This window comes from Bacteroidia bacterium, assembly GCA_027493955.1.
GTDB lineage: Bacteria > Bacteroidota > Ignavibacteria > SZUA-365 > SZUA-365 > JAOSJT01.
In genome coordinates this window covers 5,022,836-5,041,275 of sequence record JAOSJT010000001.1, presented here as the reverse complement: position 1 = coordinate 5,041,275, position 18,440 = coordinate 5,022,836, and the positions used below count along the sequence as shown (strand labels likewise).

Annotated in this window: 12 protein-coding genes; all 12 read right to left on the bottom strand. The window is 60.0% G+C overall.

The genetic code is table 11. The features are described from left to right. Position 1: 1 nt before the first annotated feature. The gene (locus tag M5R41_19050) at positions 2-1,423 is read right to left on the bottom strand and encodes a contractile injection system tape measure protein (protein ID MCZ7558491.1); all 1,422 of its coding nucleotides are present in this window, start codon (positions 1,421-1,423) and stop codon (positions 2-4) included. Further along, on the bottom strand, positions 1,420-2,235 hold the full coding sequence (locus tag M5R41_19045) for a PKD domain-containing protein (GenBank protein ID MCZ7558490.1): 816 nt from the start codon (positions 2,233-2,235) through the stop codon (positions 1,420-1,422). Before M5R41_19045 ends, M5R41_19050 begins: the two co-directional genes overlap by 4 nt. Before the next feature lie 2,905 nt (positions 2,236-5,140). Then, positions 5,141-8,176 (bottom strand): hypothetical protein, encoded by a 3,036-nt coding sequence (locus M5R41_19040; protein MCZ7558489.1) that lies wholly within the window; start codon positions 8,174-8,176, stop codon positions 5,141-5,143. Then, on the bottom strand, positions 8,169-12,032 hold the full coding sequence (locus M5R41_19035) for a baseplate J/gp47 family protein (GenBank protein MCZ7558488.1): 3,864 nt from the start codon (positions 12,030-12,032) through the stop codon (positions 8,169-8,171). The genes M5R41_19040 and M5R41_19035 overlap by 8 nt, the downstream gene beginning before the upstream one ends. A 3-nt stretch (positions 12,033-12,035) precedes the next feature. Beyond that, positions 12,036-12,482 (bottom strand): GPW/gp25 family protein, encoded by a 447-nt coding sequence (locus tag M5R41_19030; protein MCZ7558487.1) that lies wholly within the window; start codon positions 12,480-12,482, stop codon positions 12,036-12,038. Between the two features lie 21 nt (positions 12,483-12,503). Next, positions 12,504-12,788 carry a PAAR domain-containing protein gene (locus tag M5R41_19025; protein MCZ7558486.1) on the bottom strand — a complete coding sequence of 95 codons (285 nt, stop codon included), beginning with the start codon at positions 12,786-12,788 and terminating at the stop codon, positions 12,504-12,506. A 12-nt stretch (positions 12,789-12,800) separates the two neighbouring features. Beyond that, on the bottom strand, positions 12,801-14,546 hold the full coding sequence (vgrG, locus tag M5R41_19020) for a type VI secretion system tip protein VgrG (GenBank protein MCZ7558485.1): 1,746 nt from the start codon (positions 14,544-14,546) through the stop codon (positions 12,801-12,803). Next, positions 14,543-15,238 carry a LysM peptidoglycan-binding domain-containing protein gene (locus M5R41_19015; GenBank protein MCZ7558484.1) on the bottom strand — a complete coding sequence of 232 codons (696 nt, stop codon included), beginning with the start codon at positions 15,236-15,238 and terminating at the stop codon, positions 14,543-14,545. The genes vgrG and M5R41_19015 overlap by 4 nt, the downstream gene beginning before the upstream one ends. Then, a complete protein-coding gene (locus M5R41_19010; protein ID MCZ7558483.1) occupies positions 15,238-15,411 on the bottom strand; it encodes a DUF5908 family protein in 174 nt (57 codons plus the stop codon). Before M5R41_19010 ends, M5R41_19015 begins: the two co-directional genes overlap by 1 nt. A 2-nt stretch (positions 15,412-15,413) precedes the next feature. Further along, positions 15,414-15,878, bottom strand: coding sequence for a phage tail protein (locus tag M5R41_19005; protein MCZ7558482.1), 465 nt, complete (start codon positions 15,876-15,878; stop codon positions 15,414-15,416). Between the two features lie 17 nt (positions 15,879-15,895). Continuing rightward, entirely contained in the window at positions 15,896-16,327 is a 432-nt protein-coding gene (locus tag M5R41_19000) for a phage tail protein (GenBank protein ID MCZ7558481.1), read from the bottom strand. A 65-nt stretch (positions 16,328-16,392) separates the two neighbouring features. Further along, complete coding sequence (locus M5R41_18995) at positions 16,393-18,435, bottom strand: phage tail sheath subtilisin-like domain-containing protein (GenBank protein MCZ7558480.1); 2,043 nt, start codon at positions 18,433-18,435, stop codon at positions 16,393-16,395. Positions 18,436-18,440: the final 5 nt, after the last annotated feature.

The window sequence follows — 18,440 nt, the reverse complement described above, 5'->3', positions numbered from 1 at the left end:
GTTACCAGTCCACCAACAGTATGCCGTTCATCCACGGCAGTCGGACGGTGTGAAACGGCCAGGGTACAAACTGGAGGAGTATATCCACTGCCTCCTCATGCACGCGGAGACGCCAATGCGGAGATTGCGGCGACAGTGTGCCCGGACGCTGCAGAAAGGTCTCACGCAGGCCTGCGATGCTGGTCCCCTGTAGTTTATCCCACAAGCCGATGACGGAATGCAGCAGATCGCTCGTGAGCAGTACCTCCTCCTCGCTGATCAACAATTCGGTGTCGCACAGAGCGTTCGTATCGAGACCCGCGAGGATCTTGTGCACGGTGAGTTGCCATTCCTCGGCGACGCGCTCCCCCGTCGCGAGATAATGCAGGAATATCGGGAGACGCTCCGGAGCGCGGAGATTACCTCGGTGGTCGAGCCCGTCCACCGAAGCAAGAAACGTCTGCAGAAAGGGAGCGAGCAGAACGATGCCGGCGTTTTCTATCAACAAAGGTGATGGCGGCAGGTCGCCGGGTCGCGGCGCGATCTCGTCGTCAGGCGACGAAACCTCCGCGGGTGAGAGAGAGAACAGCACCGCGACGGTTTCGCTATCCGCGGCCAGGCCGGCGGCCGAAAGCGCCTCCGCCATGTCCGCCATCACCTCGTACGAAACAACGGGGACATACTTCCCCGCGTCGCGGCGGTCGGAACGCAGCATCGCCAGTACGCGTCGGAGAATTTCTTGCATGCCCGCTGTCTGCGGGGTTTCCATACCCGAGAGAACAGCAAAGATATATCGGAGGATTTCATCATGTTCCGCCATCCGAAAAACCGACGGATGTTTCCGTAGTACCGGCGGCAATGCCCGCACGACGAGGCGCCATAGCTCGGGTGAGCCGCCGCTGTACAGATGGAGCAATTCGTACAGGGGAGCGTTCCCGATGTGACGCAAGAAGCGCGTGTAGGCATCCGGTTGCCGGAGCACCTCAATAACGCTCGCGTGTTGCCCTTGATCCATCGCGCTCAGATGTTCGATGAAAAAGTTCAGCGCCGTGTGCAAACGTGTCCCTCGCCTCGCGGCACTCAGGGTGCCGGTCGCGAGATACTCCAGCACGATGGCGCTGTAGTACACGATCTCGGATCGCCCTCCCGCGCTGTCCAGCTGTTCGAGCAGCCGCGTGCGCAGCGCATCGCGCAGAAGCATGCGCAATGATGGCGCATCCCGCAGGAAGTCCTCTCCGTGTATATCGATCACAACGGAAAACGTCGGAAGGACATACCACTGGTCGGGAGGACAGAGATCTGTCGCGGCAACATCCAGTTCCTCGAGCAACACCTGTATGGTCCAGCGCCGAAGCGCCTCGCTGTCCACATCCTGCACAACGTCGTTCAGGTGAACGCTGACGTTTGCCGAGTCGATTCTATGTGTGTTTCGTGCTGCCGTCATCCGATACCCGCCGCGGTGGCACGGAGTTTGTCGAGCATGCCGATATAGCGCCGTTTCGTCGGCTGTTCGCCGCTGATGCGTGTGTGCTCGTCGGCATAGTCCTCGGCGAGGCGCTTGATCGCGGCCCTATCCTGAGCACGCAACGCCGGCTGCACATTGGGCCAGGCGGTGATCGCCTCCAGGATGAATTCGAAGGCGTTCTGCGTCGGCACAGGATCCTGATGCATGTCACCCTTTTGCACGCAGGCGTAGAACATGAGCACCCCGTTCAGTATGCGGAACAGCTCGAGCGCGAGATGACGCGTGCTTGCGGTCGCCGTGCCCGTGATCATGCCCTGAAGCAAGCGCAACCATTCCATGATTTTCTGTACGGGCAGGGCCGCAACGAGTTTTTGCAGTTGGACGTCGGGCGTGTCCGTGAGTATCGTCGGCATAAATTCCAGGAAAATCCGCCGCACATCCGGATACGGTTGGAAGGCCGCGCGGAACGTGGTCATGAGCCGGTCATTCTGTGCGTCGAAGGTCGCAAACGCCTTCTGCCATTCGGCGAGGAGGCGGCATCGCAGCTGCGGCTGCTGCGGCTGAACGGTTACCGTGGCCGTCGCTGTTTGCGTGCAGGGGCCGTTGACCAGCGTCAATGTGACCGCAAAGGTGCCCGGCTGCTGATACACATGAACGGGCTTCTCTTCTGTGGAGGTCGTCCCATCACCGAAATTCCATTGCAGGGACTGCGCGAAGGAGGCATTCGCGGCAAAGGCGAAGGCGTTCACCGCGGTGGGCACCGCGGTCACAGTGATGTCCGCCGTCGGCATGTTGAACACGATGACGGTGACAGAGGCGTTGACGCCATCGAGCGTGTAGGTAAGCGTCACATTGCGCGAAGCGGCGTTGTTCATCAGCACATTCGCGGGGATGAAGTCGAAACTCCCGGCCTCCACGCCTCCCGCGTCGCTGACCAGCGTCCCTCCTTCCGGAGTGACGTGCACGCGGATCGGTTGCGTCTGCGCCGAGCAGAGTTCCTTGGCATCGATAGCGATGGTAACTTCCGGCGTCGGCTCGGAGGTATCCTTCGGCGGAATCACGATGAAATTCATCGGCGGACAATCCGAGGAGCACATACCGGGGATGAAGAAGTCCGCTATCACCGCGCCATCGGGGATCTCGGCGATGAGTTCTTCCAGCGGAATCTCTTTCACATCGGTCTCATCGCGGACATTGAGGAAGAAATCGGAAATGAAGCGCTCACCTATGCCTTTGATGGATGCCACGTCGCTGAGCTTAGCCGACACAGATCGCAGGTCGGTGCGAATCGCTTCCGTTGCTCGTGCGCTATCGTCAAACGCTTCCCTGGCGCGGACCGTGGCCGTCGCCGTCGCTGTCGTGCGTGAGGCGACGCTACTCGCAGGTCTTTCCGCGACGATTTCCCGTCCGGGGAGACGCGCACTTTGCGCCGCCGCGTCGTGGTACACGAGGATGAAGGTTCCGCCAACAGGGACGCCCGCCTTGTGCTGTATCCCGCTGCGCATAGCCGCGTACAAGGCGAAGCTCTGGCTCTGCAAGTACTGCCGGAAACGCGCGAGGAGATTGCGGAACAGCTCCCGGAACACAGCAGCGGAGCAAACACGCAAAACGATTTCCAGATGTCTGCGAATATTCGTGTTCTGCGGCGTGTCCGCGGTTCCGCTCTGCAGCGCCTGATACAGTTGCGTCGCCACACCGATAGCGCCGTCAATACGGGTCTGAACATCCGCAATAGAGAGATCGACGAGTCCGGCGGGCAGCGCTTCGTGGATTTTTTCCAGCCAGTACATGAGGATGAGCGGCGTTGCCACCTGCAGCCCCGCGGCGATGCTGGCGCGTGAGAAAAACTCAGGCGTCGCTGCTGCCGTCCCTGCGGGAAGCTGCGGATACCATTGCTCGAACAGTGCGCCCAGCGAGTCCGAACGCACGATGTGACCCGGCGAGCAGGTGAGCAACAGGCGGGAGGCCTTAGCCGTCGTGTTCGGCGGGACCTGCGTGCCCTTGTGATCGAAATCGTAGAAAAACCGCATCACGGCGCACAAGGCGCAGCGCAGTTCGGCGGCATGCGTATCGTACAGTGCCTCCAGATCGCTGAACAGGCAAAGAAGCCGTTTCCACTGCTCGGGATGCTCTCCCAGCGCTTTGCGCAAATCGGCGGAGGCCTCGCGGAGGAACGCAAGTATGGACCGGAAGTCCCCATTGAGGGCGATGACATCGAACGGCAGGCGGTGCGAATCCCGAAGGTCGGTGATCGTCGCCAGGGCGTTCTGCCAGGGCATGCCGATATGGCCTTCGATACGGAAGAAATTGTATCGTTCGATGTCGAAGCGCAACGGTGTTCGCACCCACGCATCGGTGCTGTTGTATGCCTCGGCGTGATAGGAGAGATTCGTTCGCGCTTTGCCCTGTCGGGTTTTCTCGAAGCTCCATGCCTCGAACAGCGGTGGTGCGGCCTGCATGACATTGTAGTAATACGGGATGGCCCGTTCCGACAACGGCTGTGCACCAAGCAGACTCGGTGTGATGCGCACTGGGACGCCGCCGCGTTTCAGCGCATTCAGGGTCACCGGGATATTGACCGTCGCAAGCATGCGGGCGATTCGCAGCAGCAGCGAGCGCAGCTCCTCCACGCTGTTCGCACCACAACAGACCGCGGGCGACGGAATGAACTTCTGCCGCCAGTCGCGGTTCTGTGCGGTGATGCTTCCGAGCAGGAGGTGACGCGGAAACAGCGATTCGTCCGGACAGCACACAGCGAGAACGCGGTTGCACACCGTGCGCAATTCTTCGTATGCCAGGAGCACATCGGAGAACACATCCATGAAATACTGCGCGTGCATGAGTCGCTGCGTTCCTATGGCGGAGCTGAAGAGGAAGTCGAACTTCTGTCGAAGACCGGAAAAGGGATTGACGACGATTGCGCCATCAAGCAGCGGTTTCATCACCGCGTGCGCCGCGCTCAGGGTCTGTTCCAGCGTCGGAAGCAGCGGGTCGCGAATGACGTCGAGAAATCCCTTGAGGATATGCGCGCTCGTTGGCAAGGTCGTGGCGGGGACGTTGTAGCGGGGCAGACGCAATTCGGGCCAGTCGCTGCATTTGTGACGTACGTCAGAGAAACCCGGCGCCTCGTCCTTCGCGAGCAGGGATTCGGCATCGTTCACGCTCAGCAACAGCGGACGAAATGTGACGGTAACGGTGATGCCCTTGTCGTCGCAGGAATCCGGATCGCAATTCTTGTTGGCCTCTTCGAGCAATTCTACGAAGATCAGGACCACCTTATCCTTCAGGAAAGCCGCGCTCAAGGGCTTCTTCGCCTGGGGAGCGCCGGCCTCCGCCAGCTCGAAGAGCGGAAAACGCTGCTTCTTCGTGTCCAGATCAACGAAACGGTCATAGTACTGCTCCTGCTCCGCGGTGAACTCGTCGTTGTACTGTGTGTACGTGGTGGTCGGGAGCGTCACGAGATAGCCGGACGATGTAACGCCCGTCCCCTTCGTGATCGTGACGGACGTGCCGTCCGCCGCGACGCGGACCTCGAGACCGCAGACGATGCCGATGCCGATGAGATTGGTACGCGTCATGCGCACCTGTTCATCGAGATAGCCGAACATTTCGTTGAGATTGCTCGCCGTCAGCACCTGGTCAGAGACGAACTCCGGATAACGGGATGGATGTGATGGTTGCATGATATCTCGATGTCTAAATGATCGTTCTGTTCAGGTAAATGCGATTTTCATCGTCGCCGTCCACGCAGTCGTGCAATGTCGCGCGAGGATACACGCTTTTAAGGCGCACAAATTCTTCAAGTACGCGTTCCAGTCGTTCGTGCAGGAGTGCGGCGTCCGGTGCCTCCTCCGCAAGGGCGGAGAGCCAGGCGCAGTAGCGCGCGCTGAATTCCGTGAGTTGCGCGGAAGATACCCAGCAGATCTTCACACCGAGATGCGCGGGGACCTCCTGACGTATGCTGCGCTCGGCGAATCGGCGGAATTCGATGCCATGATTCGCCAGGCCCTCTTCTCCATTGAGCACGACGGTGAGACGGAAGGAATACGGGTCTTCTTCTCCGCAGGCGCTGCAATCCGACGGCAGACACACAGGGAGTACGGGGTCCCCTGCGGGGAAGTCCGCTGACGGTGCATTCTTCGGACGAAGGAGAATATGCTCGACCACATGAATGGTCTCTGCAATCTCCATGCCGGCGAGAAACGCCTGGATATCCGCGATCAATGTCTCCGCATCGGCTTTCTTGCTGAACTCCTGCGGATGCGCACCGAGGACGGTGTCGTCGCCCGCATGCAGCTCCACGGTGTTATGTCCGCGTTTCGCATGCAGTTTCAGGCCCGCCGCTTCTTGCAGCGCATCCGCCGCGGTTTCGATGTGCGCGGCGAGCAGACGGGCTGTTTCGGTGCGGCTGGCTGCGCGCTGTTCCACACCGCGCAGCAATACTGTTGCGCCATTCGAAATCTCCCACAACCCCGTCCAGCTTCCTGAAACCGCATCATACCCGATGACGGGCGTGAACGCCCCGGCAAGGCCATTCATCCCCAACAGTGTTCGGATGCGCTGTTCCAGACCGGAGATGTTCAGGGGGCTGCACACCGCTGAGGGATCCCTGTAATTGAACGCCTTTCCCCTGTCACGCGTCATGACGGGAAGAGCTTTTAAAAAGGAGATTTTATCCTCTATCAATTCTTCGGCCGCGAGTTGCCGCGAGGCGCTCGCCGAATACAGCATGAGCGCATAGTCGCTGAAGCTCTCCGCAAAGCGGGCCAGCATGTGATCCAGCATGAGATTGCGGCGTGCCGTCCACGACGCGGGGGTCTCCAGGAGCGCCAGCAGCTCCGGCTCCGTCACCGCGTCATAGAGTGCACTCACACCGCGCAACTGCGTCTCCGTCAGCATACCCGGGAAATAACTTTGCGATATCGAAGCGTCAATGCTCAGGAGATCACGAAAATGCCGCAACTGGCCGAGGTACACGCTGAGGAGCTGCTCGAATACCAGCAAGTAACCGGCGAGCTGTTTCGCCTGCCCCTTTCTCGCGGTGCCGACAGATTCCGGCAAACCGTGCGGACTGAGACCGTAGGTGTCCGGCAGCGAATACTGCAGCGGATACGACGATGTATTGTCCACATAACTGCCCGAGGGCACCGGAAAATCATTTCGCGTCTGCACGCTTTTATTCTTCGCTTCGAGACCGCGGTGCAGTTGCAGCGCGTCATGCAGTTCGTCCGGGTCGGGGAGGAAAGGCAGTTCGTTCTTGAAGACGAGAACCTTGGACCCGTGGATGTACAGCCGCGGCAGGGAGCCCTCCGTCACCTGCAATTCCCATGGCTGCGATTCGACGAGCTTCCCGTTCTCATCATAGCGCGCCAGCGTCAGATTGCTCACGCGTTCGATACCATCGATATCCATGAGAATGTTGATGACGTCGGAAGCGTACAACACCGTTTTCATCTCCGATGCGTCCAGATCCGCATCTCTGATGAATCCATGATCGAGCGCCGGACCGTTGAAAATGCTCTCGCTCACGAAGCCTTCGTCCAGCATTTCGAACAATGATCGAAATTGCACCGACGGATTGAAGTACTGGCTGATACGCCAGTACGCCTCACCGAGGACGCGTTCGATGTCAGCATCCGCCCGCATACCAATATCGGCACACACGGCGATATCCTCCATCGGTACCGTGCCGATCGTGCAGAAATCCTCTGCAAGATTGCGATGTGCATGCAATACGGCTTCGACATCCGCCGTCGTCGCGGCCGCCCGTCTGAGCATGCGCAGATATCGCGCCATCCCCCCTCCTGCCGAGACGTCGGCGAGTACCTCGCGGAGCATGGCCAGTGTGATCGCTTTGCGGTCCGCATCCTCTCTGTACCACACACGGATGGGCAGGTCGCTGAGCGTGATCGTGGCTTCGGCTGCCGCAGGGTTCTCCCGGAAGGTCAGGCGCATCGTGACGAACAACGGCCGGTGCAGCGCGGGATACAATTGCTGCGCCGGCACATCTACCGGCTGTCCGCGCCTGCCGGAGATAGCGTCCACAGTAATGGACTGCAGAATGCAGTCCTCCTGCAGGAGTGCGTGCAATTGCGGAATGCGCTCCGCCGCGACATGCGGCTGGGGAAAGCGCATTTCAAGCGTGGCACGATGTGCGCCGCCGGATGCGGGAACGGGAAAAACAGTCAACACCTTGCCGCTGCCGATATCGCCGTCCGCGGGATGCTCGTCCAGCTCGATGCGCACATCGTAAAATCCCCGTATCCGCACCGGATGCTCCGTTTTTTTGTATCCGAGCGTGCTGCTCTTGCAGTCCGCATACAAGGTGATGCCGCAAGCGCAGTCCTTGCAGCGCAGCCAGGCGTTGCGTACTCCCAAGACATCGATGAGCAGTTTGCGATAATCTCGCGCCGTCCAGGGATTGACGGTAAGAATGTTCCTCGCGGTATAGAAGCCCTGCGCTTCATACAAGGCCTGCAGTTCCGTACTGCTCAGCCTGCCCGGATACGGGGCGATCAGGTCCTGAACGCGGAATCCGGCTTTATAACCGATTTCCGTCTCGGCATAGCAGAGCAATTCAAGCAGTGTGATGCCCGGATCATGGATGTTGTAATCCGTCCACAGCGCGCTGCCCAATTGTTTCAGGTACTCGATGCCCTGACGGCGCAGTTCGGTGTAGTCCTCGCAGACTGCAAGCCGCGGCTGCTTTGGTATGTTGACGACGTCACTCATCGCAATGCTCGGGTATAGCGGAAACGGTGGAGGGGAGCTCGACGGTTATGGCATGCTTCGACGCATGCGCGGACACGAGAATGCTTCGCGCCGTGGAAGCAATGACCTCGTCGAGGTCGCCGGATTCGACGGCATTTTCGCCCGCCTTATGGAACAACTGCACCTCGGAGATGAAGTCCACGTACGGAAGCTCTTCGATGAAATCGATAATCACAGACTTGTGTAAACTGCCTCCGAAATCGAGTGTCGCGGAGGTGTCGAAGGCCCAGGGACTGAGAAACGCTGTGAGGTCGTGTTGCAGCTGTGCCGTATAAAACACAGTATCGTCATACCCCTTGAGCAGGACCATGCGGCACTGTACGCGCACTTCCTCGAATTGCGGCTGCGCTGTTCCGAGACGCACGTGACAGGAGATACGCTCCCCGAGGTATGCGGCGATGCTCTCGAGTGTCGCCGCCTTCGTGTAAGGTCGGAGAGGATCGGCGTCGTTTCTGTTCTGCAATTGCGGTATCGTGATAACGGTAACGTAGCCGGGTGCGACTTCGTTGTACACGAGAGTGCCATCGTCGGCGCTGCCGCTGATGCGCGTGTGGTGCAGGCATTTCACGCGGTAGATTTCCGGGAACGCCTGCAAGACCAAGCGCTCGTAGTCCCAGATGGTGATCGCGCGGTCCTTGTGCCGCAGTCGCTCGGACACGCGCTGCCGGTAATCGGCGGGAGTTTCCGTCGCCGATCCGCCGAAGCTGGGATAGGGTTGAGTCACGCGACGCACCTCCGGTTCGGGAGTGCGCAGTTTCCCGATCGTGCCCGCAGGGATGAAGGGCGTTGTTCCCGATTGCACCTGCGATGCCGAGCGCTGCACCTCGATCGCGTTCGGATGGACGCCGATAATTTTGCACACAGCATCGGCGGCTTCGGTGACTTTCAGCTTCAACCAGAGCATTCCCGACGGAAGGAGCGTATTCGTCGTGCTCGCGTCTTTCGGTATGGCGATGGTCACGATGCCGGAGCGGATGAGCTGCGTCGTACCGTCGCTGACTTCATCCGTCAGTTCGCGCCAGGTATCCGACGCCAGGTACCACCAGGAGACGTGTTCATCGGGTTTTTCGCGAAGCGGATTCTCGCTGCCTTCCAGCAATTGAAACAGGAGCGACAGTGATGCGCCCGCTTGCGCATTCTCGAAGCCCAGGTACAACTCGCCTTGCGTTTCAGCCACCGGAGCCGACAGCTGTGCGAGATCGGGCAACAGTCTCGCACCCTCCGAGTTCGACTCCCGGTACAGGGGTGCCTCACCGAAGGGACCGACCGCAAATAAACGGATCGCCACATCCTCTGCATCCGCACTCCGCAATTGCGTGGAAGCGGACGCGCGCGCACGATAGCTCACATGCAGGGCCTGCAGGACCGGTTGATAGGGTTCCACGGGCGCCGGCACGGTTTTGGCACCGTCGATCAGATACTTGATATGCGCCGCGCGATAGACCTTGAACCCGAAATCCTTCCTGAGTTGTATGCGGAAAAATCCCTTGGTCGCCGCGGGAGAGTAGGGCTGGAACTCTTCCTTTTCATCGAGGAAAAAAGCGGCGTCCAGCGCTTCGGAGACGGCGCAGGCGACATCGGCCTTTGGTTGCAGCGAAGCCGTGAGGCCGAACACATGCTCGCTGCTTCCGACGTTTTTCCACGCGCCGCCATCGAGCGAGTGTATGTCCACCAGCGGATAGTAGTCGGGGATCTGCACTTTCCCGATCAGCGGCGACGGAAGCATGGGCTGCACGCCCGGGGCTTCGATGAGCGTGCCGATGTCCTCGAAAGAGCTGATGTCGCCGATAAGGAAGCCCGTGCTGATAGTGCCCGTCGTGCCGCCATCATAGCGGATATCCGCGGCGTTCAGCGGCAGATCTTTCCAGGAAAAATTGAACTGCACCTCGGCACCCGGTTTGCGCGCGATCTCTTCACAACCCACGATGAGCGCATTCCCTGTCGTCGGCTCCACTCCCGAGGGCATGAAGGGTTTGGCCGGATTCACACGCCCGGCGTCGTTATGCGCCTCGACATTTCGCAGTCCCGCATTGTCGTACTCGCCGACCTTCTCACCCGCGCGCACTTCGATTTCGACCGCTTCGATACGCAAGGCATGGAGCGCCGCCAGGCGGTCGGGAATGCTTCCCTCTGGCGGAAAAAGTAACAGGAGTACCGGATCCTCTGTCCCGAAAACATGGCCATGCACTGCGCCGTCGTAGCCGGTGATGGGCGGGAGGTCCCCGGCGATATTCATGGTGAGCACGGCGGCGGGCTGCGCGGATGCGTGCATGGTCCCCGGCGCAATGGAGGCGGCGACATCGAGCCAGCCTTTCGGGTGTGTAAGTTTCACTCCGATACTTCCGAGATCAGTGAGTGCGGAGAGATCCGCTCCCACATCGAGTCGCAAGGTGATGCCCCTGCTGCCTTCGGCAAGCAACAGATAGCGCGAGGCGATCGCCAGCCCGGGTGCGGCGTCGGGCATGAGAATGCTGGTGACGCCTTCGGACGTCCCTGTCGCCGCGAAGGGGTGCCATTCCTTCAGTTCGGTCTCCGGTTCGGCGCCCGCTCCGTCTGCGCTGTTCGCGACAGGCGAGGCGTACATGCGCACTCGCGGGAGTGCGGCACCGATGTCCTCCGCCGTCGTGTACACCGATTTCATCTGCGCCAGCTTCGCATGGCCGAGCACGGTCTCCCGCGTCGAAGAAAACGTGACGGGATTGCCGTCCGCATCCTTGCCCGCATTGAACAGCGTTCCGGCTTTCAGCGCGTAGCTCGGAAACGCCTTGTTCAGCTCCACTGTGGGGAATGCGGTGTCGGCGGTGCCGGGAGCCGGACGCAGACGCAGAACGTCACCGTAATAAAAATCCAGATGCTTTCCGACGAGCCCGTTCACCGCGCCGCGCGCTTCCTCCATCAGCTTGAGCCAGGCGAGAAACAGCGCATACTGCGGTTGGTGATGCGGCCATTCGCCGAGCACATCGCTCAGGCTCCGTTGTGCGAGAGACATGATGAACACCGACGAAGTACTCACTTCGTCCAGCAATCCGGTGAAAAAGTGATGCCGTGCCGCACGTTGTATGGCGGCCTCGTCTGTTGCCGCCGGTACGTGAATCAGGTCGAGGGGAGTGAGATTGTCATACCAGTCCCGCAGGGGTTTTTTCTCGCTCCCCCAGACGTCGGAGAGCCCTGCGTCTATCACTGCCGGTCGGGCCGTCATTGCGGAATGGAAAATGGTCAGATCGGGCGTCCCCTGCTCGGCGAGCAATCCCTTGGCCACCGCGTCTTTTTCATACGCCGCTGCCGCTTCGAACATCGGTCGGAGACGCTTCGCGATGTGCTCCTCAAGTTGCGCACAGAACTCCTCGACGGGAGCGCGCAGTTTCGTCTCCGTCTCGGCGTCTGTGCGGCGCAGCAGCGCATCGCGCTCGCGCAGCGCCATGCGATATTGCCGGTCAACGATATGCACATACGAAAACACCAGGTCGTAAAGCGCTGTGTACGATGCACGCAGCGCCGCGAGCAGCGCCGACGTGTCATGGAGCACGGTCAGCTGCTCACGCGAAAAAAGCGTCACCGTATCGGCGGGATGCGTCGTGATCGTGGCGAGACGTGCCGCGAAATCGACACCGAACAGCGGTTCGAAACTGCCCGAGGGCTGGTGTTCCTCGTCGTAAAAACGGACGCGGGAGGAGAATCTCGCTGCCCAGACTATCCAGTCTTCCGGCTTCTTGTCGATAAGCTCCACGGATTCCGGGCGCAAGGAAGCGATGGCCCGCTGTCCGCGCGCTGTGCCCTGCCGCTGCAGGGGTGATCGTTGTTCGCTGCAATCTGCCATGTGCTATCCGGCCAGCGGATGATTGGTGGTCAACATGTCAAGCTCCGATGCCTCATTGAGGAAGTACGGAAACACGAAATTGAAACGGGAATTGGTGGAGCTCACGATGTAGTCTATGCGCACGAGGATCACACCTTCGTTCTGCCGCGTATCGTCGAGTTCGATACGCTCGATTTCGATGCGGGATTCGAAGTACAGGATCGCGGTCTGAATTCTGTCTTTCATCAGGGTTTTTGTGCCCGTGTTGAGATTTTCGAACAACAGATCCTCCATGTTGCAGCCATACTTGGGCTGCATGACGCGTTCGCCCGGACGGGTGCCGAGCAGGATTTCCAGACTTGCGCGTATGTCGTCGAAGCCACCGGTCATTTCCACGGCGCCCGCCGCCTGATTGAAACGCGGCGGGAAGCTCCATCCCGTTCCGAGAAACATATCTTTTGTGTCCGCCATCCGGAACTCCTGTATCCTGTGTTATCCAATCATGACTGTCGGGGCGCCCGCGACAATGCTGCCGCCGTGCGCCGTGCTGTCGCCCATGCGCGCAGCGGGCATGCCGCCGATCATCACCGTGGATGAGCCCGCAATGATGGTGTCGGGCGGACCGGCGCAGGCGCACATGTCACCGACCCGCGCCGCGGGCATGCCGGCGATGAGCACGGCAGGAGTCCCCGCGATGACCGGCCCGCCGACATGCGGTGGAGGTACCACGATCGGACAGACGTGCATATCACCTATTCGTGCCGCGGGTTGCCCCATGTCGCATCCTCGTTAATTGATCTGTACCATTGCACCGCGCACGGTGGTGTTTCCACCGGCGGAGAGTTCCGCACCCGCGCCGCCTTCGACCTTGGCGCTGGCGCCTGCCGTGAATTCCGCATTCGCTCCGGCCTCTGCCTTGACATCCACGGCGGCGGTCAACTTCATATCGCGTACGCTCTCGATCTCGATACCGTCTCTGTTCATGACGATTTTATTGCCGTTGCTGTCCTCAAGGCGCACGACGGCCTCGTCGTCGTCGAGAACCAGGGAATGCCCTCCGGGCGTCGATAATGTCACGATGGTTTTGTCGTCGTCGAAATGCAGCCGTATGCCGCTCCGGGACACATAGCCCTTTTCGTGATTGTCGTTGCTGCCCGTGAGCGGCGCCGCATGCGCGCTGCTGTGCAGCATACCCAATACCACGCCGTGCCGCGGGTCGTTGTTGATGAAACCGACGATCACCTCGTCTTCGATTTCGGGCCGGAACACCATGCCCCGGCCGCTGCCCGCGTCGGGACTTGCCATGCGCATCCAGGCACCCTCGTCGGCCGCATCCACCAGGGGCAGGCGCACCTGAATGCGATCTTCTCCCAAAGGATCCTCGAGCGAGGTGACGATGCCGATCTGCAGACCGTGCACCGGTGGCAGCAGCGCAGAGGCGGCGGGTTGATGCACGCGAAAGCGTTCGGCAAAGCGCTCTGGTGACTCACCGAATTGAATCGTCGTCTCCCAGTTGCCCTTGCCGATTTGGTGACGTACGCCCGTCATCATGTGCGTGCCTTCGAAGCGCTCACCGGCGCCGTTGATCACGACGGGATTGCCGGGAAGCGCCAGCGCCGTGCCATCGGTACGAAGTGTACCGCGAATTTTTCCAAGCCGTCGTTTACGCATCGCGCCGTCCGCCCAGGCCTGCATCTCGCTCTCGCCGACGCCGGCGTGGCGATAGTCCAGCGCGTCGTTACCCGTCGCAACGGCAAGTGCCGATCCGGCAATATTGCCCGCCGCCGGTGCGCCCGGGTCCGCTGCCTCCGCCGGAGATATCAACGCCTGGCTCGCCGGATCCCAGCCGTTCGCGCGCAGTGTCTCGAACTGCACACGCGCGTCCATTTCCGCGTCGAGATCATGGATGGTCGCACCGTACTGCAGGGTGAGTTCCGCGCTGCGGCTGAAATCGGGAGGACCGACGGTGATGCTGTCATCGCCCGCGATCACCCACCATCCGTTGGCTTCGGCGCGGCAGAGCATGAAGTCCCAGTCCGTGCTGTCGTATTGCACGAGTTGGGCGTGCGAGACGGCGCTGCCCGAGGTGCTGACGCTCAAGCCGTGGGCCGCGAACAACGTGTCCGCAACATCCTGGTCCGTCACGTCATGGAAGTACGCGCACAGCGGTCGTGTGCTCATGCGCACCGCGCTGTGGCGACATTCCACCACGAGCAACGAGACATTTTTCCGCACTTTCACGGCCTGACTGATCACGATGCCGCTGAATATCCGTTCCTCGTTGCTTCTGTAACCGGCCTGAATCTCGATGCGCTTGCCCGGCGCAAATTCTTCGCCGTTGCTCACGGCAAACGACTGCTCCGCGGCCGCTCCGTCCTGAATGGTGATGGTCGCTGAAGGGATGCGATTCACCTCGCGCTCGACGAGCACCGACAGCACCTGCATGCTGCCCGGTACTTTCACACCGTCGCTGAGTATGGAAAACGTGGCAACCGATTTCGGTGCATCGCTCGCTATGACGCGTTCATCACTCATGACACCGGGGTATTTTTCTCCAGTGGCGGAAAAAAGAGACGCTCGCCCGGAACCAGGGCGCGGAACTGCGGCAGACGGTTCACGCGCGCGACGAGCGGGTAGTATTTCGAATGACCATACACCTCGTAGCACAGCTTCGGCAGGGTGTCGCCCTGCTTCACCAGGCGTGAATGCGTCAGATCGGGGGATTGATTGCGTTCCTCGGCCGTACGCAGATTGTCCTCCACGCTGCCTTTGAAACTCGCTTTGCAGAGAGCGCGTATCGGCTTGCCGTCGGGATTGAACAGCTTCATCGTAATAGTCAGGCCGGTGCAGCGGCCTTTGAACAGCAGACTGCCCCAGAGCACCACGAAATGCTTCGGCTCGTGAATCTCGCCCTCGTATTTCAGGAGAAGATCGCGCAGCTTGTTGATGTCCTCTTCGATGGAGTCCCGCGGATTTCCGTCCGTCACACCGGTGGAATCCAGCAGCAGCTCGAAAGCGATTTCCTCGGGTTTTTTTACGGTAAATCGCTGCTGTGCGGCGCTGGTGCCCTGCCCCTGCCCGTCCTGATACTCCACCTTGTAGTCGAGCGTATAGGCCTCGGGGTTGAGCATGGCTTCGAAGGTGTTCGCTTCGGTGACCTCGTCGCTGTAATCCGCGGTGAGGTGCGCGATGATACGCAGTTTTTCCAACTGGCCAGTCGTCGGCATCAGCGTTCTCCCGCCTTTTTCAGAATGCGCAAGGTCTGCTCCACGGCGTCCGCAAGCAGTTTGTCGTCCGACGTTCCCGCTTTCGCGGGCGGCGTGCTGCTGCCCTCTCCGCCGGCCGGCGCGGGTTGATTCACCGTCACTTTGATATGCAGCTCGTTGATTTCAATGGGCATGCTCAAATCTCCACTTCGAAATAGGAGTAGCAGATGTCTATGGTCTCCACGACGATGGCATTCTCCGTCGCGTTGAAGTCGCTCACGCTCCATTTGCGCGGCCAGGCGTTGTGCACCTTCCACGTCATCACCGGCTGATGCTCTTCGTTGAGCAGACTGACGCGGAGAATCGCCGGCTTGATGTCGTGCGCCTGTAATGCATCGGTACACCAGCGAATCACATCGGAATCACGCAGTATGCCGCGTTTGAGCGACAGATCCGGATACTTGCTGCGTCCGGGCAGTTTGTGCTCATAACGGTTTTCGCCTCCTTCCTTGATGGTCTCCACGTCGTACTCCACGTTGAGACCGCCCACACTCTGGAAGCGGGAATCGTTGTCGTTGCCGTACCCGAGCACTTCCACCTTGAAGTGGAAACCCACAAGGGGATAGTACCCGCCGGCGGCCGGTGAGGACGTTTTCGCCATGCGATGCCGTGCTCCGTTTATTCGACGATGGCCATGCCTTCGTGGGCGAGTTCGAGCGTCTCCACCGCGACTTCATTGCCGTCGGATTTCATATCGCTCGCCTGTACTTTCACAGGAAAGGCGTTGCGGACCTTCCACGTGACCACCGGTTCGTGCGCTTCGTTGAGCAGACTGATGGTCACGTCACGACGCTCCACGGTGTTCAAACTCACGGTTTTTATCCAGGCGTAGAATTCCTTGTCTCCGCTGAAGGTGCCGCGCTTGAGCGTGATGTTGCTGAACTTCTGCAGGCCGGGCATTTTGATTTTCGAATACTCGGGCGAGCTTCCCTCGCGGTACTCGATGGCCTCCACCTGCATGTCGAGACCGGTGACTTCCGTGAAACCGATTTTGCTTCCGCCCCATTCGACGCGGAAGTGAAATTTCGGGAGTGGATATGCTGTTGCCATGATATGTATGTTCCGTTGCTGTAGTGAATGATCTCATGCGAAACTGCTGACCGCCGCAGGGCGCATCAGGACTCGGCCATCTTGTGCGAGAACTGCAGAATGATGAATTCCGCCGGACGCACCACCGCCATGCCGATTTCCACGATCATGCGGCCTTCGAGAATGTCCACGGCGGTCATCGTCTTGCCGAGCCCCACGGCCACATAAAACGCGTGTTCGGGCTTCGCACCCTGCAACGCGCCTTGCCGCCAGAGCAGCGTCAGGAAGTTCTCGATCATGGCCTGCACCTTGATCCAGGTGTTGGCGTCGTTCGGTTCGAACACGAACGGTTCGGTCGCTTTTTTGCAGCTCTCTTCCACCATATTGAAGAAGCGCCGGACGCTCACATACCGCCATTCGTTGTCGTTGCCCGCAAGCGTACGCGCGCCCCAGACGAGCGTCCCCTTGCCGGTGAATGTCCGAATCGCATTGATGGATTTTCCCGCCACCGCGTCCACGTTCAGGCGCTCCTGCTCTTCATGGCTGATGTTGACGGAGGGGCCGCTCACGGAGACCAGACTCTCGTTTGCCGGCGCCTTCCACACGCCGCGGGAGTTGTCCACGCGTGCGTACACGCCCGCGATCGCGCCGCTGGGCGGGACGGTACTCAGTTCCTTTTTGATAGCCCGCACCATATTACCGATAATCGGGTGTTTCTCGTACAGTGCTTCCTGCGCGCCTTTCTTGTAGGTTTTCGCAGCGTTGAGCAGGGCATCCGCGAAGGCGACGAGGATGTTGAATGCCGCCTGTGCATCGAGTGCCACCATGCGGCCAATCCCGGGGATGAGCGCATCGTTGCCCGTATCTCCGTAGTCCTTGGTATTGACGGCCACAAGCGAGGGCGTCGCGACTCCGAGCCACGTGGCGTCGATACCCGGATACGCACCATTGATGTCGCCATCCGCACCTCCAAGACCGGTGAGATTGCGGACGTCGGCATTGCGCTCGAGCGCAATTTGCGTCGTTGCCGCCCCGCGCCAGTATGTGGTGGATGCAGCGTATGCATTCAGATCATTCAGAAGGTTGGTAGTCGTGAGCGCGGTTTTGAGGGTTTGAAATTCGAGCAATGCCGCCCGCAGAAACGTGAACAACAGGAGAGAGGCGCTCCGGGCTTCCACTTCATCCGTCGCCGCGTCCACCGCTTGTTTGAATTTCCGGAACATGTCCTTCATCGTCGGCTCGGCGGTGAGCGCGACGTTCAGCGCGCCGGTCGTGGTACTGGCTTTCCGTATCCGTTCGATCACCGCTTCGACGAGAGCGCTTTCAGTTGCCGCCGCGACTGCTGTCGCGACAAGATCATTCAACGTACTGTCGGACGACAGCGTCCCGAGATCAACGGGATTGCTGCCCGTATCCACCACCGTCGTGCGGAAGGCGGTGAAATCAATATCGCGCGGATAGGTCGTGTGCACCCACGGCGTGTACGCGGCGCCGTATTTCAGGTCGTTGATCCCGATGGCATTTCGGAAATTGTCCACCGCCGTTTCCTGCCCGCCGCTGATGTTTTCCTTGAGGTCGAACACTCCCACGCGATCCTGCAGCTTCGCGCATTGCGACAGGATGAGCTGCTGGAGCGAGAAAAGCTCGGAGTCCGAGTTTAGCTGTACGGCATCGGGTATCAGAATTATGGTCGGTTCGTCGAATTTTTCGAGCGCTTTTATCCCTCCCCGCAAACCACTGCTGTCCGTTCCGACCGCCGGTGCGCCGCCATACCCACCGACGGACACGATATAGCAGTCCCCACCGCCATTGTCGAAAAACAGACGAAGCGCGTCGTACATCATGTAGCGCTGCGTCGTCGGCGCGGTGACGGCGGTCACGGCATTGTTGTTGCCCGTGTCAATGGTCACATTGATGGTCGTCGGAACGCTCGCGCCCCCGTACAGCGACTCGAATTCGAGCAGCGAGCTGATACGTGTTGGTTTGTTTGTCAGATTCTCTCCGCTCCTCTCGGCCTGTTTCGTGTAGCCGACAAAAGCGGGAATGGCCGTCTCCACCTGTGCGACGGAAGGCGGGAGTTTCGGTATCTCTTCGACGTAGACGCCGGGAGTCTTATAGGTTGTTGCCATGGCAC

Excerpts from the sequence above, each read along its gene's own strand:
- M5R41_19010 (MCZ7558483.1), bottom strand. The coding sequence starts at position 15,411 with ATGCCCATTGAAATCAACGAGCTGCATATCAAAGTGACGGTGAATCAA.
- M5R41_18995 (MCZ7558480.1), bottom strand. The coding sequence starts at position 18,435 with ATGGCAACAACCTATAAGACTCCCGGCGTCTACGTCGAAGAGATACCG.
- M5R41_19015 (MCZ7558484.1), bottom strand. The coding sequence starts at position 15,238 with ATGCCGACGACTGGCCAGTTGGAAAAACTGCGTATCATCGCGCACCTC.
- M5R41_19035 (MCZ7558488.1), bottom strand. The coding sequence starts at position 12,032 with ATGGCAGATTGCAGCGAACAACGATCACCCCTGCAGCGGCAGGGCACA.
- M5R41_19045 (MCZ7558490.1), bottom strand. The coding sequence starts at position 2,235 with ATGCCGACGGCGGACATCACTGTGACCGCGGTGCCCACCGCGGTGAAC.
- M5R41_19040 (MCZ7558489.1), bottom strand. The coding sequence starts at position 8,176 with ATGAGTGACGTCGTCAACATACCAAAGCAGCCGCGGCTTGCAGTCTGC.
- M5R41_19025 (MCZ7558486.1), bottom strand. The coding sequence starts at position 12,788 with ATGGGGCAACCCGCGGCACGAATAGGTGATATGCACGTCTGTCCGATC.
- vgrG (MCZ7558485.1), bottom strand. The coding sequence starts at position 14,546 with ATGAGTGATGAACGCGTCATAGCGAGCGATGCACCGAAATCGGTTGCC.
- M5R41_19005 (MCZ7558482.1), bottom strand. The coding sequence starts at position 15,878 with ATGGCGAAAACGTCCTCACCGGCCGCCGGCGGGTACTATCCCCTTGTG.
- M5R41_19050 (MCZ7558491.1), bottom strand. The coding sequence starts at position 1,423 with ATGACGGCAGCACGAAACACACATAGAATCGACTCGGCAAACGTCAGC.
- M5R41_19000 (MCZ7558481.1), bottom strand. The coding sequence starts at position 16,327 with ATGGCAACAGCATATCCACTCCCGAAATTTCACTTCCGCGTCGAATGG.
- M5R41_19030 (MCZ7558487.1), bottom strand. The coding sequence starts at position 12,482 with ATGGCGGACACAAAAGATATGTTTCTCGGAACGGGATGGAGCTTCCCG.